Genomic DNA, 24,730 nt, shown 5'->3' on the forward strand with positions numbered 1-24,730 from the left:
CAAAAAGGACGGGCGGGACGCCCATCCCACAATAACAATTAAAATTGTAAGTTATTTAATTCGCGATCCTTATCAAATCCGGTCGATCGATCGGAGATGATATGATACCAATGCAACGGGTTTTAATTTATTTTTTGCTGCAGAGGAATCTCGATCGCAAATTCGGAACCTTCTCCCAATACAGAATTGCAAGAAAGCTTGCCACCGTGTTTTTCTACTATAATAGAGTGCGAAATTGCCAATCCTAAGCCAGTTCCTTTGCCAATGGGTTTAGTAGTGAAAAACGGGTCAAACAAGCGCTTTTGCACATCTTCGCTCATCCCAGGGCCGCTGTCAGCTATCCATATGGCAACGCTGTTATTGTCGGTTACTTGGGTGCGAATCGTAATTGCGAGATTTTTGTCGGTGCGATCGGATTTCTTCATCTCCATTTCCAATGCGTCTAGCGCATTGCTCAACAAATTCATAAATACTTGATTTAACTGACCGGGATAACATTCAACTAAAGGCAAATTACCGTATTCTTTAATCACATTAATTGTCGGGTGATCGGCTTTATGTTTCAGGCGGTTTTGCAAAATTAGCAGCGTGCTTTCAATGCCTTCGTGAATGTCAACTTGTTTTTTTTCGGCTTCGTCAAGTCTTGAGAAAGTCCGCAGGCTCAAAACTATGTCGCGGATGCGATCGGCTCCGACTTTCATAGATGCTAAAATTTTAGGTAAATCTTCAATGAGATAATCAATTTCCAAGTCTTCCCTTGCATCTACAATTCTTGCGGTAGGCTGCGGGTATTCTTTCTGGTAAAGTCGCAGCATTTTTAGCAAGTTTTGAGTGTATTCGCTGGTGTAGCTGAGATTGCCATAGATAAAATTAACCGGGTTGTTAATTTCGTGGGCGACACCTGCTACTAACTGTCCCAAACTAGACATTTTTTCACTTTGAATTAATTGAGTTTGGGTACGTTGGAGTTCGCGCAAAGTTTCTTCTAGCTGTTGAGTTTGAGCTTGAGCTAGTCTGGCAGCTTTGCGGGTTTGGGTGTAAAGTTCAGCGTGGTCGATCGCGATCGCAATTTGAGCGACCACCGCTTGCATCAGTTCGACTTCCGATTCGCTCCAATTTCGCACGGAGATAGCCTGATAGCAGGTAATCACCCCAATATCGCCGGCAGCAGTATGAATTGGCAGCGACAGCACTGAGTTAAAATTTGAAGCCTGGAAAAGTTCGCGCAATTCTACATCTTCAAAAGTGCTGACATCATCAATTCGCAGAATTTCTCGCCGCAAAATCTGTCGCACTGCGAGACTAGATTTGTCCTCTACAGAATAAGTGCCAATCATACTCGGCAAATCTGCATTCTTCGCTTCGTAAGTTACTTCCCAAACCGGAGGATTGTTGTTGGGGCGATACCAAGTGAAGATGCACCAATCTAGGTGCATCAGATTGCGAATTTCTTGAACTGCGGTTTCTACAATTGTGTCTAAATCTAAAGAAGTGCGGATTTGGTTGGCAATTTGATTGAGTAGTTGTTCTCTCTGAGCTTGCTGTCTGAGGGCTTGTTCCGATCGCACTAAAGTTTCTTCTGCAAGTTTGCGATCGGTTAAATCTTGGATCACTCCTTGGATAATTTTTTCATTTCCCACCTCGATGATTGTCAGCACCACTTCTGCGGGAAAATCAGTACCGTCTAAGCGCTGATGAACCCAATCAAAACGGTGCTTTCCCCGCTCAAAGGCGATGGCTATCATGTCGTGGGCCAAGCTCAAAGAATCTCTGCCGTTGGGTTGAAAAGGAGGCGAGAGTGTGCCAGGGTTTTGGCCGTACAACTGTTGCGGGGCGGTGCAGCCGAATAGTTTTAGGGTGGCTGTGTTGGCATCGGTGATGGCATTGTCACATAGCATAAAAACAGGCAAACTGGTTAATTCGTAGAGCGATCGAAATTTGGCTTCCGACTGCTGCAATGCGGCTTCTGTTTGCTTGCGATCGGTAATGTCGGCAACCATTGCCAAAGCGCCCACATAGCGTCCCTGTTTATCTACCAAGGAATTAGTAGAAACCATCGCCCACAAGTCCCTGCCGTCTCGGCTACGGAACTTAAAATCGAGCTGTTCGCGAATTCCTTCACGGCGACGTTCGAGGCTGATTTGTGCGATCGCGATGCCTTCTGCATCCATGAAAGCAAATAGCGACTTTCCGATCATTTCCTCTGGAGTGCAGCCGAGCATATTAGCCATTTTTTGGTTAACAAAAGTAGTTTTACCCTCCGTATCTATCATCCAAATTCCTTCGTCTGCTGTCTCGACAATGCACCTGTATTTTTCCTCGCTTTCTCTGAGCGCTTCTTCTGCTAACTGGCGAGCCGTAATGTTTTGAGTCATTAGCAATCCGCCGATAATTTCTTGCCGTTCGTTTCTGACTGGCAAAGTATAACCGACGTAGACGCGATCGCTGTAAATAAATTCTGTAACAACTGTTTCTCCTGCCAGTGCCGCCCGATAATTTGGCTCGACAGCAGCGCAAAAATCTGGCTCGAACACTTCCCAGATTGTCTTGCCTTCCATCAATTCTTTTGCAAGTCCCACGGCGGCTAATTCTGTACCTTCTACCAGCGTGTAGCGCATTTCTGGATCGAACAACATCACCGCACCATTAGGAATGTTGCTTGCCATAGTGCGGTAAAGCTGTTCGCTTTTTTGCAGCGCAGCTTCTGCTTGTTTGCGATCGCTAATGTCAACTACAACTGCACCGATGCCGATCGCCTCGCCATCTTTGTCTAGCAAGGGAAAATAAGAGCCTGTTAGGTGTCGGACAAACCCAGGCTTTCTGGGGTTGTCACCACTCATCTCTATGTTAATTAATGGTTGTTTTGTCCTCAAAATTTTTTCGTACAAAGGCTCTATTATGGGAGCGATATTTGGCAATATTTCGCGTACAGTCTTGCCGATGTGAGCTGCTGGGCTCAGGCAATTTATTTCTGCTAAAAATTGATTAATTTGCACGTAGCGCAACTGCGAGTCCAAAATACAAAGTCCCGCCGGAGCCTCATTTAAAAAGGCATCAAATAGTCCTTGTCTTTGTGCTAATTCTTGTTCTAAAGCTTTGCAAACGCTGAGATCGGTTAAAGATCCCATCATCCCCACAACTTCTCCCGTGTTGTCTTTCAATAGCGAGAGCATCAGGTGCGAGTAAAATTTTTCTCCCGATTTACGGCGTGTTATAACTTCTATTTCATGCTCGCCTTTTTCTTGTAGCGGTTTGATGACTTGCTGTAACAAAAATTCGTGTTCTTCTGGCGGGTAAATTAGAGAAATGTGCTGTCCGATAGCCTCAGTTGCTTCATAGCCGTATAACTTTTGGCAGGCTTGATTCCACATGGTGATCGAGCCGTCCATATCTGTAGAAATTACCGCCTCGTGAATTTGGTCGATAATTTGACTTTGCAGGCGCAATTTTTCTTGAGCCTGTTCCAGTTCGGCGATTTTTTCTTCGAGTAGTTTATGAGTTTTTTCCAGTTCCGCAGTCTGCTTTGTCAGCAATTTTTCTAGATGTGAATTGCTGTGTGGCGACGCTGATTCTAGGGGAGCGCTATTTTGATCCCGATTATTAAAGATTTCTTCAACACTTAGCCAAATCGCGCACAGTCCCTCTGTTTCAATTGCCCGCTCGGAAACTCGCACGGGTACGAGATGCTGGTTTTTATGTTTGTATGCTGCTTCGCACAGGTGCGTGTGGCTATTTTCTGCTTGACATTCTAGATATTTTTCTGGGTGCGCGCACTGTGTTTGCTGAATTTCCCAGTAGTTGAGGTGGAGAGTTTCTGCAACTGTGCGGCCGATAATACTTGCAAAAGCTGGATTTACGTCGAGAAAAGTCCCGTCCGTCCGGCACAATGCCAGCCCTATCGGGCACAGTTCTAACAATTGGCAACGGGAGCGATTGCGCTTGGCTTTTCCTAACTGGCTTTGCATCTGACCTAGCTGGACTTGGTTTATTTAATTATATCTTTATTATCTTGTTTATTGCTGTGAGTTTTATCCTTAATTAAAAAAGAGGGAAGAAGGAAGTTCGCCAACGATCCCTCTACGGGATTTAACAAATGTAACGGATAAATGCTGAGCTTGGAGGGAAGAAGGAAGAGGTTGGAGGTTCAAGGTTCGAGGGAAGTTCGGCAACGATCGCGCGATCGGGATTTAACGGATGGATGTTGAGGAAAAAGACAAGATGGGGAAACAAAAGTGAGTAATAATCACCGGGGAGGAGGAAAGAGGGAATGAGAAGAAACCCGAAAAATCACAAAAGAAGAAGTACAAAACTGGTACAAAGACCATTAATTTATACATGGTATCTTCCCTCCAACCTTCTTCCTTCTTCCCTCTTCCGACGGACATCCATTACATCCGTGACATCCGTGACATCCGTCGAGCGAATCCGTTGCCGAACTTCCTTCAATTAATCGCGGGCAATACCTTCGGATCGAGCGGCCAACTGCACTGCACCGGCGACAGCAATGGCAACTCTTTCGTCAAAAACCGAGGGTATAATGTGCTCTTTGTCAAGCTGAGAAGGACTGACTAAAGAGGCGATCGCATAAGCTGCTTCCAAGTACATAGTGGGCGTAATCGTGGCAGCTTTGCAGTCCAAAGCGCCTCGAAATATCCCCGGAAATGCCAAAACATTGTTAATTTGATTCGGGTAATCGCTGCGTCCGGTTGCTATGATCGCCGCATCTTCCATAATTAATTCTGGCTGAATTTCGGGAATGGGATTTGCCATTGCAAAAACAATGGGATTCTCGGCCATCGAACGCACCATCGATCGGGTGACTACGCCGGGGGCGCTGACGCCTAAAAATACATCGGCACCGGCGATCGCATCTTCCAAAGTACCGCTCGAAGCCACGGCAAATTCTAGTTTTTCTGGGTTCATATCCGTGCGGTCTTCGGAGAGGACGCCTTTGGAGTCGCACATGATGATGTTTTGGGCACCTGCTTTACGCAGCAAGCGGGCGATCGCGACTCCGGCCGCACCGGCTCCGTTTATCACGATACACACTTCTGAGATGGTTTTTTTGACGATTTTCAAGGCATTAATTAATGCTGCCAAACTGACAATTGCAGTGCCGTGCTGGTCGTCGTGAAAAATGGGAATATCTAAGGTTTCCCGCAATCTTGCTTCGATTTCAAAGCAGCGGGGAGAAGAAATATCTTCGAGATTAACGCCGCCAAAAACCGGGGCGATATTCTGCACTGTGCGAATAATTTCCTCGGTATCTTGGGTGTTCAAACAGATAGGAAAGGCGTCAATACCTGCAAATTCTTTAAATAGCATGGCTTTGCCTTCCATGACTGGCAGTGCGGCGGCAGGGCCGAGGTTTCCCAATCCCAAAACTGCGCTACCGTCGGTAACAATGGCAACAGTATTTTGTTTGATTGTGAGGTTATAAACTTGTTGGGGGTCATTGGCGATCGCCGTGCAGATGCGGCCCACTCCAGGAGTGTATGCCATAGCTAAATCCGACTGGCGTTTGAGGGAAATTTTGCTAACTACGCTGATTTTGCCGCCGCGGTGCAAGTTGAAAGTGCGATCGTACACCTCGATCACTTTAATATCTGGCAGTCCTTTAACTGCTTGGACTATTTCTTCGTTATGTTCGAGGCTGTAAGCATCGACGGTGATATCGCGAACGGTAGTGGCGCGGGTTTGCTCGATCAAGTCGATTTGGCCGAAGTTGCCTCCCACAGATGCGATCGCGCTGGTGACTCTTGCCAGCATTCCCGGCTGGTTCGGCAGAGCAACCCGAATTGTTAAACTAAAGCTGGGGTTCGGTGTCAGTTTTACCATGATTCCTTGATTTCAGATTTGAGAATTTCAATCTTAGATTTTATCGCCAATGTTAGGCATAAAATTTAATAATTCAAATTTTCAACGGAAATTTTTAACAAATTCTATGAGCCTGTGGTGCGATCGCTCTGCACTGCCAGGGGTGTCGCTGGAAAACTGCTCTTTTTTTGAGTAAAGCTTTGCTCTGTTTCTAGCTGGTGACTCTCCCACAAATAGCCTATTTTCTGTCAATTTCCCCGCCAACCGCGAATATGAAGCGCGGGGGTAGAAACCCGGTTTCTGAGGTCAATCGATTTTAGATTTTAGATTTTAGATTTTAGATTAAAGAATTGAAGCATTGACCCCACGGATAAATTCGGGGACTCCTTTATCGGATACAGGTTTTTTATTTCGGGACGGATGAATCCGGGGGCTTGTATCCGGGATGCTTTCGGTCAAAGTGCGAAAGTCTTATCTATTTTTGAGAATATTTCTGCTTATTCTGAACATCAGCAGATATTTCGCAAAAATCTATTGTCTAGCGATACCGCCTAATTCCTGCTGCTGTCTTTTGAAGCGAGACACCCAGAAGAGTTGATGCGGCTTTTTGGTGGCCTTTATTGGGAATGTAAAAAGTAGATGCACGGCTGTTTGAGCCGGCAGGTAAAAATTTGAGCGACTGACAAGCGGGCTTTTGATATATATTTTGTCTGCTTGTTTGACACTTGCAAAGGATTGCGACTGCAACCTTGCCAACGATCGAATTACCTACACGCTTTGCCCGATAATTCCAGGGATTGTAACTAACAGACAATCTACCCCGCGCCGGTACAGGCACAGGTTCAGCCGAACCTTGTTGAGTTGCTGGTTGCTAACTGTCAAGTTATCGATCGGCCGCAGCATCGGCCCATATAATTGTAAAGAATTTGCAAGCCAGACAATCTGGGGGAACTTTTTCTAAGTCTTGCAGATCAACCGGTTGCTCTGCTTCGCTGCCGGCGGGAACTATACACAGGGCAACTTGTCCGACTCCAGCCATGAGTTCGGCAACTCGCTCCAAAATACTGTCCATTTTTTCCATTAGTTGCTCTGCTGCATCCAGACTCGGCGCGATGATGAAAAAGGTTTTGACTCCATCGGGACAAGGGGCAAAGCCGAGGGTACACTCTCGCAATAGTGCTTGGGTGGAGAGACTGAAACCGTCGTAGAAGCGATCGATTACTGCTTGATAAAAGGCGATTGTCAGAGAGCGATCGCCAAAAATAGGTTGAGGTAACATAACTACTTCCTTTCGTAGGATTTTTGGGTGCATTGAAAAAATTTTAACATACCTTAATGTAAGCGATTTAACAAAATTATCTAGCGATCGAGATCATTGGCTAGATGTGATAATTTTTAATTTGTGTAGCGATCACAACTGTGATAAAATGTACTCTGTGCTATTACGGTCAGCGATTTTGATCGCATCACCAGCTCAAAGCTAAGTACAAAATTTCCTAGTAGGTGAGGAGAGGGCCAGAGGGGCAGAGGGAGAGAACCAGAGGGAAATTACCTAAGTAGTAAGAGTATTATTGGCAAAAAGTGCTGAATCTAGAGTTTAAAATAAACATCCAATCAAAATATTAAACATGAACTCGATCGCCCAACAGTTAAAAGCAAAATTTGAAAAAGCATTCACCGCTGCATTCGGCGAAAGTTATGCAGGTGCAGATCCGATGCTAGCCGCCGCCAGCAATCCCAACTTTGGGGACTTTCAGTGCAACGCGGCGATGAGTTTGGGGAAAAAGTTAGGAAAGCCCCCACGGGCGATCGCCTCGACAATCATCGAAAACCTAGATATTACTGACATCTGCGAAACCCCAGAAATCGCCGGGCCCGGTTTTATCAATTTGAAGCTCAAACCCGCTTATTTGGAAGCGCAAATTAGCGCCATAGCCGCCGACTCGCGTTTGGGGATTGAACCCGCGAAAACTCCTCAGACAATCGCGATCGACTTTTCGAGTCCGAATATCGCTAAAGAAATGCACGTCGGACACTTGCGATCGACAATCATCGGAGATGCGATCGCCCGCATCCTCGAATTTCAAGGCCACGACGTACTCAGAATCAACCACATCGGCGACTGGGGAACCCAATTCGGAATGCTGATCGCATACTTGCGCGAAGTTCACCCCGAAGCCCTCACAACCGCTGACGCCTTAGACTTAGGCGATTTAGTCGCATTTTACCGCCAAGCAAAACAGCGCTTCGACACAGACGAAACCTTCAAAGAAACCGCCCGCCAAGAAGTAGTAAAACTGCAAGCAGGCGCCGAAGACACCCGCCGCGCTTGGAAATTGCTGTGCGATCAATCCCGCCGTGAATTCCAAGTAATCTACGATTTGCTCGATATCAAATTAACCGAACGCGGCGAATCGTTTTACAATCCATTATTGCCCGCAGTAGTCGAAGATTTAACCAATCTAGGTTTGCTAGTAGAAAGTGACGGCGCGAAATGCGTTTTTGTAGACGGTTTCACCAATAAAGAAGGCGAACCCCTCCCGCTAATTGTCCAAAAAACCGACGGCGGATACAACTACGCCACAACAGATTTAGCAGCAGTGCGCTACCGCATCCAAAAAGACAATGCAAAGCGCATAATTTACGTCACAGATTCGGGACAAGCAAACCACTTTGCCCAAGTATTTGCAGTAGCGAGAAAAGCCGGTTGGATTCCTGAAGATGTCGAAATTGTCCACATTCCCTTCGGTTTGGTATTGGGAGAAGACGGCAAAAAACTCAAAACTCGTTCTGGGGAAACAGTACGGCTGCAAGATTTGTTAGATGAGGCGATCGTCCGCACGCGCCAAGATTTGGAAGACAGATTAAAAGCCGAGGAAAGACAGGAAACTGAGGAATTCATTGCTAACGTATCTCGAACAATTGGTTTGAGTGCGGTTAAGTATGCCGATTTAAGTCAAAATCGCGCCAGCAACTATGTATTTAGTTACGACAAAATGCTCGCTTTGCAAGGAAATACCGCTCCATATATGCTGTATGCTTACGTGCGCGTGCAGGGAATTCGCCGCAAAGGTGAGATTAATTTTGATAACTTAGATGCTGGTGCAAAAGTGATTTTGCAATCCGATGCCGAGTTGGTATTGGCAAAGCATTTATTGCAGTTGAATGAAGTTGTAAATGCTGTTGGCGGCGATTTGTTGCCGAATCGAATTTGTCAGTATTTGTTTGAATTGAGTCAAAAGTTCAATCAATTTTTTGAGCAATGTCCGGTTTTGAAAGCTGAGGAACCGTTGCGGACTTCGCGGTTGATTTTGTGCGATTTGACTGCGAGGACTTTGAAGTTGGGTTTGGAGTTGTTGGGGATTAAGGTGTTGGAAAGAATGTGATATAAAGTTTGTAGCTGTAGGGTGCGTGAGAGCAATAAATAGTTGAATCTAGATGATGAGACTGTTTATACTCACGCACCGCCCCAAACAGTATTTTATAAATTTTACAGTTCCCAGAATTTATTTCGCTTTTTCGGAGATTTTCCTTTCTTACCTTTATGTTTAAAATTTGGCAAGTCTCTCTCTGTGGAATTGAGCAATTGGTAAAGCATTGCAAGGCTTATCTGGCACTCAATAGTTTCAGGATGCTTCGAGCCTAACTTTTGCTGAAGAATTTCTAAACCTTGTAGCATTAACCTCCCCGCTGCACTATAGTGTTCCTGTTGCAAATAACAAATAGCCAGACTTTTGAAGCTCCTTGCCACATCCAGATGCTCTTTTCCTAGGCAGCGAATCCTTGTTTTTAAAGCTTGTAAATGCAGAGGCTCTGCTTCACTATAGCGATCTTGAATATCATATAATGCTGCTAAATGATGTTGAACGGTTGCCACATCAAGATGTTCTTCTCCACAGAATTTTTTTCTCAGTTCCAAAGCTTGAATCAATAAAGATTCTGCTTTGTTGATGTGCCACTCTGTTTCAAGGTAGAACAGCGCTAGATTATTCAGATTTATTGCGACATCAGGATGGTTTCCTCCCACCAACTGCTTTGTTTTTTCCAAGGCTTGCTTATAAAATTTTTCAGCTTCAGGGTAGCGTTGCTGATGCTTGTAAATACGTGCTAGATAGGTCAGTAAAGTAGGCAAGTGGTTGACATCGCTAAAGTCTTTCCTCTCCTCTATAGCTCGCATTAATAGAGATTTAGCTTTTTCATATTCACCTCGTTCAAAATATAGTGCTACCAGATGTTCCAAGCAGGTTATTAGATGAGTTTTGTGTTGTTCTTCACGCCAGTATTTGCTTAGCTCTAAGGCTTGCAAAAACATAGTTTCAGCGTCATCATAACGACCTTGAAGCTGGCAGAGGCTAGCGAGATTGATTAAGCTGATTGATACGCAAACATTTTGTTCTCCAAGTAAGCGTTTGTCCAGTTCCAAAGCTTCTACTAATAGGGGTTCAACTTCCCTATAGCGACCTAGAGCTCGGTAGACCCAAGCCAAATTGTTGAGGCTGGTTGCCACTTGGGAATGCTCTGAGCCAAAATGCGATCGAGTTACGGATAGACATTGCTCAAACCAAGGTAATGCTTGATCGTATAATCCTTGACCTTTATAAAATCGACCCAAGCCTACAAAAGGCACTGTTAAATACTTGTCATTCAGTAAATCCCGCAACTCTTTGTCTTTGACTATCTCTGCGACATGGGGAATAGCAGGAGCAGCTATTTGAATCTTCTGATAAGTGGGTGAGTCAGGGATTTGATCCGCGACTGTCCCCATTGCGTTTACAAATGCTTTTTTCAGTTCATTCACCTGTATTGATTCTTCTCGCTTCCCCCTCAAAAATTCTCGAATTAGGGGATGCAAACGACAGGCTGTATCACTCGTATACTTTAGCAGATGGCAATTCAATAAATCAGCTCTCGCTTCTTCCAAAAGTTCTAAATCAATCTCCTCATCTTCTGAGGTGAGCAGATAATGGTATGCTCCTTTCACTAGCCACCAAGGAATGTCAGCTAAGGCAAATAAACTCAGCATACAGCCCAATTTTTGGGCGTTTTCATATAATCGCTCCCAACTTAACTCAAAAGCAGCAGCTACCCCTAATTGGGCCGTCATTGTCGGGTCAGGTTTTTGGACAGCTATGTGTCTGAGTCGCTTTTCCTCCAGTAAAGACAGCATTGCCTCCAACGACAAATCCCGGCGATTATAGAGATAACACCCCACTAATTCCAACCCCAAGGGCAAATAGCCAAGCCACTCACATATTTGTTCGGCAACATCTAATTCCTGTTGAAAGCGATGGCCATCTTCAATCAGCACTTCCAACAGTCTCAGTGCCGCCTCTGCTTTCAGTTCATCCAATTGCAAATACGCCAAACCTCGCCCCAACTGTTCCCGCGATGTAATCAGCACCTTAAACCCAGATGATTTTGGCGGCAAATAAGGCTTTACCTCCTGCTTGTAGTCTGTGACATTATCGAACGCAATCAGCACCTCTCCCGATGGCCAATTTTGCCAGCAGTACCTCAACTGATTTGGTAAATCCAAATCCTCTGGCGGCTTCAGGTTTAAGAGACTCCGCGCAAAACTCACAATTTGAAGCCCTACATCTCCATTTCTGACATCAATCCAACAAACACCGCCTGCACCGTCACCTAACCGCTGTAAATGTCGCTGCCCATAGCGATCGGCAAGTGCTGTTTTGCCAACCCCGCCCATGCCAATAATAGCGACAGCAGGCAGATTTTTCTGTTGCTGGAACAACTCATCTAGCTTTTCAATATCCTGTTCTCGCCCTACAAACTCCACCACACTACTGCGAGTAAGATTATCGTATTTCTCACGCCTCGGTTTGGCAAAGAATCGCTCCTTTTCCCTCAGAATGACATCGCACTCTTCTGGAGTTGCCGGAAATATTTCCTCATTTCGCCTGATAAAAACAGTGTCAGCAGAATAGGTTGTACTCGGTGTTGTTAAATCTCTGATCGTCCAGTGTAAATGGGGACTCGGCGGGATAGAAACAACGAAAATATTTTTGCCATCTATCTCAACTGTTTCACAGTGAACATCTGGAATAGGAGGAGCGCAGGCCGAGTTCACCCTTTGCAGAATTTGTTTGGGGATGAGCGGGTTGCTAATATCAAATAAATCTCTCGTACCATCAGACCTTAACTCATCTCCAACCCCTATAATCAGATAGCCTGTTTGGTCAGCGGTGTTAAAATTGCCATTAGTTAGTGATAGAATATCTCTGATGAACTCATCGCGTTGCTGCTTGGCATAATCTTTATTGGGGTGTTTTAATTTGTGCAGTTCCCGTTTGAAGTCTAATTTCAAACCTTCGGGCTGGCTGATGAGTTGTCTAAGCTGCTGACAGTCCATAGTTTATGTCCTCTCTAAAATCGAGCATTTACGACTTTTTGTTAACAACCAAGGTATCCAGAATACCTTTAAACATTGTTACGACAATTTGGCGATCGTTATCTCTGACAAATATATCGTAATTGGGACTTGAGTTAATTTCAATTAACCAATATGCTCCGTTTTTATCTAGTGCTATGTCAAGCCCCGCATAATTAATCGCCATTTCGGCAAAAACAGGTTTAACAAAATCTTCAATCTCAGACATGAGATTTGGGTTAATTATATGTTTGGCTTTTGCACCTTCCCAGTGCAGCGGGCTTAAATTCCCCGCAAATTTCGCCTGAGATTTGTCTTTCTCGTACAGCAAAACTAGCTTTTTTTTGCAGAATACAGCCCGATATTCGTGGGCAATTTCGATGTATTCTTGAGCTAGCGCCACATAGTCATAATCTTTGCTGTTGACGTTAAATATAATTTCTAGGGCTGCTTTAATTTGCTCTCTACTTTCACACAAAAAAACATTGTTGCCACCATAACCGCGATTTCTTTTGAGAATCACCGGGAAAGCGAATTTTTTGTTTACTTCTAAAACTATTGATTCAATATCTGGGAAAATCAAATACTTTTTATACTTCTCCTCGCAGTGAGGGGAGACAAAACCGAGAGTTCGGGGAGTATTTATTTTGCCGTTTAATAGTTGATCGGTATATTCTTTGTCTTTAAAAATCTCTGCTACTGACGCGCTGTTAAATGGCGTCATGTAATTGACAAAATAAAATTCTTCGCCGCCCTGTTTGAGTCTAATCAAGTTTTGGGAAGGATGCAGGATTTCGTAAGGGATATTTAATTCCTCACAAGCTGCCAGCAGGATTTCAATATTGGTTAGCATAAAATGTAACTTAATTAGAAAGTAATTTTAAATATCTGAGATTGGAGAACCGATCGCAATTCTCTCATCTCAAATTTAATCAAATTTTATCCAAACAACCGCTGCTGCCCGTTTGCGGCATCTTTCCCGGCATAAATCTCGCGAGTTCCCTTGGGAATATATATCCAATCGAATTCTTGCAAGCGGTTGGTCAAATTGGAAATGCTCACTCCCAATTCATCTCTCATTTTGTATAAATGCGACCACTTAGTTAAATCGCGTCCCTGTCTTTTTTCCTCCAAAATACACCGAGGCATCAACAAACAGCTTGCAAAATATTGCGCTTGCCATTCGATCGACAAAACCTTATTCTCAGCACTCGCACCCCGACAAACAAACGGTTCCTCGACATCCTGGGCGGTTTTTCCTTCATTCCCTAAGTTTAATTCCAACTGTTCCACAGTGCCGTCTGCTTCGTCTTGATTGACGTGTAGCACCCAGTGGCCGATTTCGTGGGCGATCGTCGATTCGATGAAGCCTGGGGGTTTTTCGAGAATCTGTTCGTTGATTTCGATTAACCGCTGCTGCGGCAAAATCCTCGCCGCGATCGCACCTTCTTCATCCGGCTCAATGCACTCCCAAACTACGCCCAAATCCAGAAAATCAGCAACCGTTGTCGCATCAAAAGGCCATCTCGGAGCAAAATTTTGCGTTTTCTGCATCTGCATCAAGATGTCATTTGCCAAACGCTCGATCGATTCTTTGGGATAGAAGCAATACGGCTTAAAAATACTCACTATGAGGGGCCTCTCTTACGCTTCAAAAGACTGTTTGAGCCAATCTGGATTTTCTTGCATCCGGCGGAAAAGAGCCTGCATTTCCTTCGGATTCTGCTTCAGCAGCGCTTCGTACTGCTGCGGCAGTCTCCCCGCCAGGAAAATCAATTCCTCTTCGTTTATGTCGAGATTTCGCGCTAATGCTCGGATTACCTCCTCTTTTGGCGCATAATCCGCTCGATCGTTCTCCAACTTCGACAAATAAGTAAAGTCCACACTTAGCATAGCTGCTAGCTCACGTTGTGAGTAAGCTTTGTCCTTGCGAGCTTGACGGATCAGTCTTCCAAATGTTTGTTCCACGGTTTTTCGCCTCCTGACAAGCATTCTAGCCTGTTTTGATGAAAAGTTCAACAAAATACTTGACGGGAAAATCAACCCGCGCTACCATGAGGTTAGTTGACGGTTTAATCAACCCGCTAACCCAGACTGGTAGATTTAACGGTGCAAATTAGCCTAGCTCACACGCTACATATAGCGCCTTTAAATTCAGAGGAGTGAGAAGCGCTGGGCGTCAAAACGCTTGTACGCAGCAAATAAGGAGGAGCAGATCGCAAATGCTGAGAACCTGGACAGACACGCATTACAAGCTCGAAGACGATGACTGGCTATACATCGCCACCCACGAAGAACAAAGCTCAGCCTCACTGGTTTGTCCGGGCTACGCGCGGGATGGCGAAGGCTTCAGCATCCACTTCACCCCAGCGCACTTAGAAACGTTAGAGCATTTGCTCGCCGCGCTGCGGATTATCAAAGCTCAACAAGAGGCGATGCTTGAGTATACCTATCCAGAACCAAAAGCGACAACACATCTCATTAGGTAATCGAAGTTCTGCTACGAGCAATGTACGAGATTTAACGGATTACCAACTACCAATTCTCCGTAAAGCAGCAATAAATAACTAAGGAAAAACGAACAATGACTACTAAAACACAAGAAAGACCTACATTTTCAGTATTTGGTGCCAAACCGAGCAATGCTTTGCTAGTACCAGAAATCCCGATCGCAGTGCGTAACAATTGCCAAAGTGGCCAATGGGCGATCGGCGATACAGACTACGGTTCCAAGTGTTCCATGACAATCCTCAAATTCTCCAAATTCTTCGGTTCCCTCGGTCAAACTTCCCACACACTGTGGGGTCAACTGTGGTTTGTCGCAGAAAGTGGCGAACTGCCGCAAGGAGTTGTCATGGTGACCTACATCAAAAACCGCAGCTTGAACGATTTTAACCGCTTGGTAGCATCAGTTCAATCTCGCGGCGTAGAACCTGCAACCGGAATTTTTGTTCCCGAATTTGTCAAGCATTCCGGCCAGAAACCAGACGACAGCGGAGTAGTAAAACCGATCAACTACTACAGCTTAAAATGGTCTTGGAACGAGCGGAAAGATTGGGCGGTTATCGACCAAGCCGCAGCAGTTTTGTCAGATTCTAGCAATCAATCGCGGATGATTGACTTAGAAGGAACAAGGGCAATGGTGTGTTTAGATAACCTGCCGGCGCAGCAAGTTGCCTGCTTGATGGCTGCTCACGCTGGCGGTGAAAACGATGCTATGGCTTTGAATTCCAACGGCAGTATTTCGCTGCCGCCAGCCGAAGAGCAATTAACTGCTGACTTGTTCTAATTTTGTTGTAAAGGCGCGATTTAATCGCGCCTTTGCCATAACTGTTATAACAGACTGAAATGAAGAAATTAACCAAGCTGAAAACCAAACCAAACCTGCAAGAAAGTCGTTTGAGAGAGAATCTTGAGCTGCTCGACCAAATTCGGGCAGACGCAGTTAACGACATCGAAAGTCTCACCGAAGACTTCCAGCACATGACTTTAGTTGCCGAATCAGTCCAGCGGAATTACCGAGCTTTGTTAGCCGAAAATCAATTGCTAAAAGGCGCACTTTTGAGTATAATTGATGAGTGCGCCTGCTGGGAAGGAAATCGGTGCGATCGCTGCTGGAAAATTCTCAGAACTCTAGCCAGCGCCAATCCCGAAGAAAAACCCGACGCAGCCAGAAAATACCAAGCTATTCTCAGCCAACTCCGCAACTTAGAATAACTGAGAAAGTCTCACTCAAAAGCCTCGAAAAGTTATAATCAGGAGAAGAAACAATTATGACACTAGCAACTGCCAAGGATAGCAAAGCCCAAATTTTGCAAAACTTTCAGCAGATTTTAGCAGACAAAAAAAAGATCGAATCCAAAGTAGAAACCAAAGAACAGTCAGCCGAAAAAGCCAAAAACAAACAACTCCTAGAAGTCGCTTCCACCTACACAATTGACAGCATCGTCAAAGGCTTGGCCGACTTACAATTAGATTTCGGCAGCATCATCAGCGGACTTTCCGAAAAACTAAAGGCGGAATCTTCCAAATTAGACGAATTAAAACGCGCGATCGAAATCGAAGCCCAACAATTGCAAGAGTTGCAGCAAATCAGAGTTGTAGCAGACGCCCTCCACATTTTAACTCAAGAGCACCGAGAAAAATTGACCCTGCTCGAACAAAACGCTGCTAACCAACGCGAAATTATCGAAAAAGACACGACCCAAAAACGCAAGGTTTGGGAAAAAGAACAGCAAGAATTCGAGGCAGTAGTTCAAGAAGAGGCTGCACTCATAACTAAAAAGCGCCAGGAAGAAACAGCAGATTATCAATACGAATTACAGCGCACTCGCAAAATAGAAACCGACGAATACGAAGAAACGAAGCGCAAACTAGAACGGGACTTGCAAGAATCTACTCGCGAAAAAGAGAAAAATTGGGTGGAACGGGAAAAATTCCTCAGCGACAATCAAGCGGAGTTTGAAGAGAATCAAAGAAAAGCCGCCGGATTTGAAGAAGAACTCAAACAGGCTTATGTCAAAGCCAAAGAAGAAGCAATTCAAGAAGTTTCCCGCGAAGCTAAAGTCAAGGCAGATTTAGTGGATAAAGAATGGGAAAGCACTAAGCAAGGATATGAATTGAAAGTCCAATCTCTACAGCAGACAATTGGGCGACAAACCGAACAAATTGCCGAAATTTCCGCCCAACTGCAAGCCACGATGAAGCAAGCGCAAGATTTGGCAATGAAAGCTTTTGCCAGCAAAGCTTAAAACCTAGTAGGGTGTGCAATGCCCACCTTACGAAAAAATGACAGAAATTTTCCACGCTATTAAGAAATGAAAAGTCATGAACAAAAAAGTTAGCGACAAAAGCACCAAGGCTGAAATCTTAGAAGCGTACAAGGAAGCAGCGCAAGAAAAAGCGCAGTTAGAATCGCAAATCCAACAGCTAAACGCTTCCCAAAAACAAGCAACAGTCCCAGAAAAACCTATTGTGGAGGCAGCAAAACCAATGGCTTTAACTCAAAATCAACAAAAAATGCAGTCCACAATCGACAATTTGATTTTGCTGCAATTTGGCTTTGGTGGGGCTGTCAGCGAGTTGTCGGAAAAATTAACTTCAGAAGCTGGTAAAGTCGAAGAATTGCGGCGCACTGTGGGCGAGGAAATTCAACAACTGCAAGAGTTGCACAGTTTAGAAGATGTTGCAGAAGATACGCTGGACAATTTAATTCAACAGTACGAAGAAAGCGCGAAAACTTTTGCTGGCGAACTCAGCGAACAGCGCGAAACTGTTGAACAGGAATTGTTGGAACGGCGGCAAGCGTGGGAAAAAGAGCAGGAACTCCATAAGTTGGCTGTTAAAGAACGCAATGAGAATCAGCAAAAAGCTCGCCAGCGGGATGAAGAATTGTATAGTTACGATTTGAATCTTCAGCGAGATATGGACATCGAAGAATATGAACAGCGCCAGAAAAGGCTGTATCAAGAAATCGAAGAGTTTCAGCAAGAACAGGAGAAACAGTGGGCGGAACGCGAAAAATTAATTGCGGAACGCGAAAAACTATCTGCCGAAGTTAAAGCTAAGGTAGAAGCTTTCCCGAAAGAACTGGAAGCGAATATCAAGAACGGGAAAGATAACGGCCGCAATATTGGCAATTATCAAGCTAAAGTTAAGGCTGATTTGTCTGCTAAAGATATCGAAGGGCAAAAGCAAAATTATGAACTGCAAATTCAAGGGATGTTGCAGACAATTCAAAATCAAGATGCGCGCCTTGCTAGCTTGTCGAAACAACTGGATTCTGCTTTGAAACAGGTTCAAGATTTGGCGGTAAAAGCAATTGAAGGTGCGTCGAATTTGAATTCGTTCCAAGCAGTGAGGGAAATTGCGATCGAACAAGCGAAGACTCAGCAGAAAAATAAGTAGATAAGTAAGATAAGTAGAAAAGCTGTTGTGCGTTTAAATGGAATATTCCGGGCGGGCTAGAAGCCCACCCCACAATAGTTTCAATAAACAGTTCAAATTAAATGCACAACAGCTTAAGATAAGTCGGCGGTTGAAACCGATCCTAGACAAACTTTCGTCCGCGCAACACGAGACTAGGAGAAGCTTACTACACAGGTCGTCTCCTGTGCGTACTGGGTGCATTACGCTATTTTGAGAAAAAACAAGCTTTCCTTAGTCCTGTTTTAAAACTGTCCACTCGCTGCGAGTCTTCCTTGAGGCTCAAACCCTATCTACAGCGTTTTAATTTTTAGTAAAAAGTTCGATCGCACTGTTCACTTATCGAAACTGTCCCCTGCTCTCCTGACCGCTTCACTCACGCTTTCTATGCTTTAAGTTAATCCACCAAAAGATATATTTGACTTAGAGGCACTATGCAGAAACAAATCATACGCCAAAAAGATACTAATGCTTGGATACTTCAGTGCTGGGTTTCTTTTATTCTTGCGCTTTCCGCCACTACTGTAGGTATCATTTATTTAGAGGTAGACCCCTGGCAGAAAGCTTTTATGGGTATGGGTTTAACTTTTTCAGTCGGCTCGTCTTTTACTTTAGCAAAAACCATTCGCGATAACAACGAGGCAACAACATTAACTGCCAGAATCGACGAAGCTAGAGTTGAGAAAATTCTCGCTGAGCACCATCCTCTCAAATAAATTTAATTATACAATGTATACAAAAAACAGCCCGGGCGGGCTGTTTTTGTTTTTTGAGCCACAGGTTTCAAGCTGCGGATGGGAATTGGGGATTTCAATGGCTACCTTTGAACTTACGATCGCCCAACTTATTCTTTTGGCGCTGGCGAATACCGGCCTGAACTGTCGCCATATCCACCGGAAAACCAACGACAGGAATCACCTGATCCTTGCGTTCTTCTTCCAGATTCTTGAGTTCGGTGTAATCAACCCAGTGAATGCAATTCACCGGACAAGTGTCGATCGCCTCAGCAATCAACTCTTCAGAATCCCCGTCTTGTCGAACTACGCGCGATCGACCGTAATCCGGTTCAATATAAAAAGTATTGCGAGCAACGTGAGCGCAGTGCTTGCAGCCAATGCAGGTAATTTCATCAACATAGACACCTTTTTGGCGCAATACCCCGCCCAACTCCGGTTCCAAACCAGAGCGATCGGGCGCATCCCGCAAAAATCCCCCCAACTCCGGCTCTAAACCAGAGCGATCGATTGCTGTATCTATTCCGAGTCCAGAAAGCTCAGACATTTAGACCCCCACAATAGTAAATAAGTCCGCAAAAGCGGACTTTGATGAGACAAGATTGCAAAAATCTCGAAAAAAAATTATTAAGCGCACCAGCGTTGCACCACCAAGCGGAGCGAACCGTCTTGATTTTGCTTTTGCTCAGAAATTTGGAAACCCTGCTTAGCGCTTTCATTCACCACAGTATGGTAAGCATAGCGCTGAGTCACCTTATTCAGAAAACGGTCTACAGACCAAGCTTGCTGCCAAAACTGCAAGTCAGCCACCAATTCATACTCAGTCCCGTTCCAGCTAAAACCTACGTCGTAGCCGTTTGTTTGCTCAATCACGACCTCAGCGGTGCTGGTTAGGCCGCGATAGCCACGCACCTCAGTTGGACCCGACTTCCAGTCGATACCCAAGTCAGTTAAAGCAGCTTCCAAAGAATTCAAATTGCGGATCTGGGTCTTAATTTGGCTAAAGTGTGACATGGTGATTCCAAAAAAATTTAAGTGAACTCAACAAAAAAAATTACCAATCGCTAAAAGCCACTTGGGCCGTCGCTTCGGCTGACTGATGCAGCGCTTGCGTGAAATATTCAGATGTTGACTCTTGGTGAAGCACCACGCCGAGCTGAGCTTCAATTGCAGCCGTTACCTCAGCACAGGAAGCACCGACAATGCCGGTGACTGTTTCCTGTACGCGGCCATCTGGATAGATCACAAACTCTAGTGTTTCCATAATGCGGGCTGACTGAATAGGAATATTGAGAACAGACACCGACACCAGCAAGCCAGGGACGATGCCTCCTGAAGTAGCTTCTTGAGAGTTGGCTGACTGACAAAGCGCTATATCAATTTTGACTAATTGATAGGTTTTGAGTCACAACTTAACAGAAGTTATTAATAGGTAGAAGCAATACATCAGTTGTATGTAAAGTTTCGCGTAGATCGTGACAGCAGTCAAGTCGATCGATTTTAGATTTTAGATTTTAGATTTTAGAGGGAGGAGGAAGGAAGAGGGCATGAACCGCAGAGGGCGCAGAGGGCGCAGAGGGAAGAAAGCAGAAGGTAAAAGGCAAAAGTATAAATTCCCCACTTCCCCTCTAATTCCCTCTGGGGTCTAAAACGTCTCGCAGGCCATCCCCCAAAAGGTTGAAACCCAGAACAGTCAAGGTAATCAGCAAACCGGGAAACAAAATAGTCCAAGGAGACGAAAGAGCGTATCCGCCCTTAAAAGCATCAGAAAGCATTGTCCCCAACTCAGGAACCGGCGGCTGTGCGCCCAAACCCAAAAAACCCAAACCGGCAGCTTCTAGTGTCGCGGTACCAGTCGAAAGAGTTGCTTGTACAACTAAAGGCGCGAGACTTCCGGGCAAAATGTGGCGAAAAATAATCCGCAAGTCGCTGGCGCCCAAGGCCTTGACAGCCAAAACAAATTCTTGTTCCCGCAGAGACAGCACCATACTGCGAGTTAAGCGGATGTAAATCGGAATTTGCACGAGGCTGACGGCGATAATTACGCTTTGCAGGCTCGGCCCGGTGACGGTAACAACGCCGATCGCCAGTAAAATCGAAGGAAAAGCTAACAAAATATCCGCCAAAGTGCCGATCGCCATTTCCAGCAACCCCCGAAAATACCCGGCCACCAGCCCCAAAAGCGTTCCCACAATTAAACCCGCACCCACAGAAACCAGGCTGACGAGTAAAGATATCCCCAATCCGTGCCACACCCGCACCAACAAATCTCGCCCCAAACTGTCGGTGCCAAACCAATGTTTAGCGCTAGGAGCCACTAAGCGCGACAAATAATCTCGATCGACCGCCGAATCGTAAGGGGAAAGTAGGGGGGCCAACAGTGCCGCGATCGTCAGCGCTACAGTCAAAATTAAGCCGATTTTCCCCGAAGTCGATCGCCAAAATCGTTGAAAAGCCGGCTGTGGAAATATTAAGTTTTTATTCCATCTTCGATTTTCCATCTTTTGCTATCACAAAAAAACTGAGGAATTAGGCAACTATTAGGATAAATTAACGCTCGCGAGCGCCCCCGACAACATCCCCACCAACCATCAGCCGTGGGATCAATCTAAAATCTAAAATCTAAAATCTAAAATCGGATGACCCTTTAAGATATAAAGAACAAGATAAATTTAAAAGCGCAATGACATCCACCCTAATCAAAACCTCCGCCCGATCGCCCCTCAACGCCCCAACAATCCGCCATTTCCCCAACGGCCTCACAGTTATAGCCGAACACCTGCCGGTCGATGCTGTTAACCTCAGCGTGTGGCTCAATTTAGGCTCAGCCGTCGAACCAGACGACATTAACGGCATGGCTCACTTTTTAGAACACATGATTTTTAAGGGAACTCCCAGCATTCCCAGTGGCGAATTTGAACGCGCGATCGAACAGCGCGGCGCTGTCACCAATGCTGCCACCAGCCAAGATTACACTAACTACTACATCACCACAGCTCCTAAAGATTTTGCCGAACTAGCTCCCCTGCAAGTCGATGTGTTGCTCAACGCCAGCATTCCCGACGACGCCTTCGATCGAGAACGGCTGGTAGTCTTAGAAGAAATTAGACGATCGGAAGACAATCCCCGCCGCCGCACCTATCAGCGATCGATGGAATTAGCCTTTGAAGTCCTGCCCTACAAGCGACCGGTACTCGGCCCGACTGCCGTAATCGAACAGTTGACAGCCCAACAAATGCGGGATTTCCACAGCAGCAGATATCACCCAGGGGCCATGACAGCCGTAGCTGTAGGCAATTTGCCAGTCGATCAACTAATAGAAATTGTCGCAGACAGTTTTGCAGCAAAAAGTACAGCACAAAACAACAAAATAAATGTGCCTGCTGTCGGTAACTTTCACCCAGAATCCCAAATCCTGAACTACGGCCAAGAATCGCCGTTTACAGAAACAGTCCGCCGCGAATTTGTAGACTCTGCCCTTCAGCAAGCCCGACTGATCGTGATGTGGCGAGTGCCAGGTTTCATGGAAATGTCCGAAACTTATGCCCTCGACGTTTTGGCGACAATTTTGGGACACGGCCGCACAACTCGCTTGGTTCAGGATTTGCGCGAAGAAAAAGGGCTAGTTTCGTCAATTTCGGTCAGCAACATGACTCAGCGACTAGGCGGTGTATTCTCAATTTCCGCTCAACTACCGACAGAAAACTTGGCCGCAGTGGAAGCAGCCATCGTCCAACACATCCGCACTCTCCAAACCGAACTGGTGACAGATGCCGAAATTTCCCGCATCCGCACTCAAGTAGCAAATCGGTTTATCTTTGGTAACGAAACTCCGAGCGATCGAGCAAGTTTGTACGGTTACTATCAGTCGATGGTAGGAGATATCGCTCCCGCCCTCAACTATGCCGCCTGCATCCAAGCTCAGACTGCCGAGGATCTCCGAGAAGCTGCTGTCAAATATCTGTCTCCCGACGCGATGGGTGTTGTGGTAATTCGCCCGGAAGAAGCATAAATCTGACTTCGCCTCAACAGGGCAATTCTGCCATCCCTCTGCTTTTGAGCCATCCAACGGCATTCGGAATTCGGCAGAAACAATGTCAACGCGCACGAGGGATTTTTAGTCAATAGTGCGTGAAATTCGATCGGCTCTCGCCTTGAAGGTTTTGTATCCAATAATTAGTATGAAGCCTTTAAGGTACGGGCGATCGGCAAAATAACCGTAATTTTATGAGACGATAAACTGGGAATTATTGATGAGCCAGCAATGTACTCTATGGAAACCGGGTTTATTGGCGATCGTAATTCTAAAATCTAAAATCTAAAATCTAAAATCGATCGATCGGCAAAATAACCGTAATTTTATGAGACGATAAACTGGGAATTATTGATGAGCCAGCAATGTACTCTAGGAAAACCGGGTTTATTGGCGATCGTAATTCTAAAATCTAAAATTTAAAATCTAAAATCTAAAATCGATTGATCGGTAAAATCACCGTAATTTTATGAGACGATAAACAGGGAATTATTGACAATCAAGCAATTTGGTCTGGGGCCACCTGATTTATCTGCGGTCGTAATTGTCAAATCTAAAATCTAAAATCTAAAATCTAAAATCGACTGACAGGGCACGCAAGCATGAAATTACAAAACTTTCTCAACTCAAACATTAGGTACGATGCCAAAGCAATCGCTGCAGACGACGAACTCAGTGGCCAAATTCAAAGTCGCCTCATTGACCTAGGTTTACTGAAACCTCCCGTAGACGGAATTTTTGGCCCTCTCTCTACCGCCACCCTCCACCGATTTCAAACTCTGATGAAGTGCGGCGAAGCGGGTTTTTTGGGAGCAGTCACAGCCAAAAAGCTGATCGAAACCAAACCAGAGGACATTCCCACACAGCCCCTGATCCTGAAAACGCTCAGAGACACCATTTTTAAATCAAAACCGGTCGCGTCTTCTCAACTTCAGGACTCAGAAAAACAAGTAATACCAGCCGGAAAAGAGTTGGAGATCCTGGCTTTTGCTCCGGCTCGCTGTCACATCAGAGTTGCTCTCCGCAACGAGTCTTTCAAAGGTTCAGGGGTTTGGTATGTTTTCGGAGGACACGCTCAAATTACTCAAGACAGCATTCTGCTTTTTCCGAAACCTAATCCCCCAACTGTCAGGCTTGGCATTCCTTATCTATCGCAAATGGATAACTTGAATAATCCTACAGGTTCTTGCAATGTAACTTCATTAGCGATGTGTCTGGACTTTTTGAAGGTGCCACGGCGCAAACAAACCGGGCAATATGAAGACGAACTTTACGAATATGCGATCGCCAAAGGTTACAGTCGTTGGGATCCCTACGATTTAGCAAAAATTGTTAGAGATTACGGCGCTCAAGATTTCTTTACCGAGAATGCAACTATTGATGACGTTCAAGATTGGCTAGCCAGCGGAAATCCCGCTGTCATCCACGGATACTTCACGTCTTTCGGTCACATTATAGTTGTCGCAGGCTACGACAGCGAGGGATTCTTCGTTCACGATCCCTATGGCGAGTGGTTCCGAACTGGCTACGATACAAGTGTCAGCGGTGCTTACTTGCACTATACTTACCGCTTAATCCGCAGCCTCTGTATACCTGACGGGCATTTTTGGGTTCATTTTATCTCTAAGTAGTAATTTGTTAGTAGTTAGTGGTTATTGGTTATTGGTTATTGGTAATAACTAACCAATAGTTGACAGTTGACTCTCAGCAAGGTCGGACACGGCATTGCCCATTGGTACCAACTTCAGCCGCAATATCGATCCGACCCCAAATACCGCCAGGGGTTTAAACCCCTGGCTCATAGCGAAAGTCCTCTAAAAGAGGACTGAATAA

The 24,730-nt window shown here is 45.2% G+C and carries 20 protein-coding genes; 9 read left to right on the forward strand and 11 right to left on the reverse strand.

All coding sequences use genetic code 11. From position 1 onward, the window contains the following. Positions 1-122: 122 nt before the first annotated feature. The 3 genes from QT987_RS21875 to QT987_RS21885 all read right to left on the reverse strand — a co-directional run bounded on the left by QT987_RS21875 (position 123) and on the right by QT987_RS21885 (position 7,096). On the reverse strand, positions 123-3,965 hold the full coding sequence (locus tag QT987_RS21875; protein ID WP_333244267.1) for a PAS domain S-box protein: 3,843 nt from the start codon (positions 3,963-3,965) through the stop codon (positions 123-125). A gap of 481 nt (positions 3,966-4,446) precedes the next feature. After that, the gene (locus QT987_RS21880) at positions 4,447-5,838 is read right to left on the reverse strand and encodes a malic enzyme-like NAD(P)-binding protein (RefSeq protein ID WP_333244270.1); all 1,392 of its coding nucleotides are present in this window, start codon (positions 5,836-5,838) and stop codon (positions 4,447-4,449) included. Positions 5,839-6,700: 862 nt separating this feature from the next. Continuing rightward, positions 6,701-7,096: a hypothetical protein gene (locus tag QT987_RS21885; protein WP_333244272.1), complete on the reverse strand. Its 396-nt coding sequence runs from the start codon at positions 7,094-7,096 to the stop codon at positions 6,701-6,703. A 349-nt stretch (positions 7,097-7,445) separates the two neighbouring features. Between QT987_RS21885 and argS the strand changes: the two genes are divergently transcribed. Continuing rightward, positions 7,446-9,203 (forward strand): arginine--tRNA ligase, encoded by a 1,758-nt coding sequence (gene argS, locus QT987_RS21890; protein WP_333244275.1) that lies wholly within the window; start codon positions 7,446-7,448, stop codon positions 9,201-9,203. Positions 9,204-9,307: 104 nt separating this feature from the next. On the opposite strand, the gene QT987_RS21895 is transcribed toward argS, so the two are convergent. From QT987_RS21895 to QT987_RS21910, 4 genes are all read right to left on the reverse strand, one after another. Then, positions 9,308-12,187, reverse strand: a complete 2,880-nt coding sequence (locus QT987_RS21895; RefSeq protein WP_333244278.1) for a tetratricopeptide repeat protein — start codon at positions 12,185-12,187, stop codon at positions 9,308-9,310. A 28-nt stretch (positions 12,188-12,215) separates the two neighbouring features. Continuing rightward, entirely contained in the window at positions 12,216-13,058 is an 843-nt protein-coding gene (locus tag QT987_RS21900; RefSeq protein WP_333244281.1) for a YheC/YheD family protein, read from the reverse strand. Between the two features lie 86 nt (positions 13,059-13,144). Next, positions 13,145-13,834, reverse strand: a complete 690-nt coding sequence (locus QT987_RS21905; RefSeq protein WP_333244284.1) for an ImmA/IrrE family metallo-endopeptidase — start codon at positions 13,832-13,834, stop codon at positions 13,145-13,147. Positions 13,835-13,849: 15 nt separating this feature from the next. After that, positions 13,850-14,173, reverse strand: coding sequence for a helix-turn-helix domain-containing protein (locus tag QT987_RS21910; protein ID WP_006634885.1), 324 nt, complete (start codon positions 14,171-14,173; stop codon positions 13,850-13,852). Positions 14,174-14,427: 254 nt separating this feature from the next. Between QT987_RS21910 and QT987_RS21915 the strand changes: the two genes are divergently transcribed. The 6 genes from QT987_RS21915 (at position 14,428) to QT987_RS21940 (ending at position 18,846) form a co-directional block, all read left to right on the forward strand. Beyond that, entirely contained in the window at positions 14,428-14,694 is a 267-nt protein-coding gene (locus tag QT987_RS21915) for a hypothetical protein (RefSeq protein WP_006634886.1), read from the forward strand. A gap of 95 nt (positions 14,695-14,789) precedes the next feature. Then, positions 14,790-15,494: a hypothetical protein gene (locus QT987_RS21920; RefSeq protein ID WP_333244287.1), complete on the forward strand. Its 705-nt coding sequence runs from the start codon at positions 14,790-14,792 to the stop codon at positions 15,492-15,494. Positions 15,495-15,553: 59 nt separating this feature from the next. Further along, positions 15,554-15,922: a hypothetical protein gene (locus tag QT987_RS21925; protein ID WP_333244290.1), complete on the forward strand. Its 369-nt coding sequence runs from the start codon at positions 15,554-15,556 to the stop codon at positions 15,920-15,922. A gap of 56 nt (positions 15,923-15,978) precedes the next feature. Next, positions 15,979-16,956 (forward strand): hypothetical protein, encoded by a 978-nt coding sequence (locus QT987_RS21930; protein ID WP_333244293.1) that lies wholly within the window; start codon positions 15,979-15,981, stop codon positions 16,954-16,956. 76 nt (positions 16,957-17,032) lie between these two features. Next, entirely contained in the window at positions 17,033-18,112 is a 1,080-nt protein-coding gene (locus QT987_RS21935) for a hypothetical protein (protein ID WP_333244296.1), read from the forward strand. A 452-nt stretch (positions 18,113-18,564) separates the two neighbouring features. Beyond that, positions 18,565-18,846: a YiaA/YiaB family inner membrane protein gene (locus QT987_RS21940; protein WP_333244299.1), complete on the forward strand. Its 282-nt coding sequence runs from the start codon at positions 18,565-18,567 to the stop codon at positions 18,844-18,846. Positions 18,847-18,940: 94 nt separating this feature from the next. Here the strand turns inward: QT987_RS21940 and QT987_RS21945 are convergent, their stop codons facing one another. From QT987_RS21945 to QT987_RS21960, 4 genes are all read right to left on the reverse strand, one after another. Next, positions 18,941-19,411: a ferredoxin gene (locus QT987_RS21945; RefSeq protein WP_333244302.1), complete on the reverse strand. Its 471-nt coding sequence runs from the start codon at positions 19,409-19,411 to the stop codon at positions 18,941-18,943. An 80-nt stretch (positions 19,412-19,491) separates the two neighbouring features. After that, on the reverse strand, positions 19,492-19,878 hold the full coding sequence (locus tag QT987_RS21950; RefSeq protein WP_333051955.1) for a DUF1257 domain-containing protein: 387 nt from the start codon (positions 19,876-19,878) through the stop codon (positions 19,492-19,494). 40 nt (positions 19,879-19,918) lie between these two features. Next, positions 19,919-20,128, reverse strand: coding sequence for a DUF2997 domain-containing protein (locus tag QT987_RS21955; protein WP_015176940.1), 210 nt, complete (start codon positions 20,126-20,128; stop codon positions 19,919-19,921). A gap of 364 nt (positions 20,129-20,492) precedes the next feature. Then, positions 20,493-21,365, reverse strand: coding sequence for an ABC transporter permease (locus QT987_RS21960; protein ID WP_333244305.1), 873 nt, complete (start codon positions 21,363-21,365; stop codon positions 20,493-20,495). Between the two features lie 182 nt (positions 21,366-21,547). On the opposite strand from QT987_RS21960, the gene QT987_RS21965 reads away from it, so the two are divergent. Both QT987_RS21965 and QT987_RS21970 read left to right on the forward strand, forming a co-directional pair. After that, the gene (locus tag QT987_RS21965) at positions 21,548-22,876 is read left to right on the forward strand and encodes a pitrilysin family protein (protein WP_333244308.1); all 1,329 of its coding nucleotides are present in this window, start codon (positions 21,548-21,550) and stop codon (positions 22,874-22,876) included. A 623-nt stretch (positions 22,877-23,499) separates the two neighbouring features. After that, on the forward strand, positions 23,500-24,528 hold the full coding sequence (locus QT987_RS21970) for a C39 family peptidase (protein ID WP_333051967.1): 1,029 nt from the start codon (positions 23,500-23,502) through the stop codon (positions 24,526-24,528). Positions 24,529-24,730 lie beyond the last annotated feature (202 nt).

This window comes from Microcoleus sp. SVA1B4 (genome assembly GCF_036700545.1).
In the GTDB taxonomy this organism is placed as follows: Bacteria; Cyanobacteriota; Cyanobacteriia; order Cyanobacteriales; family Microcoleaceae; genus Microcoleus.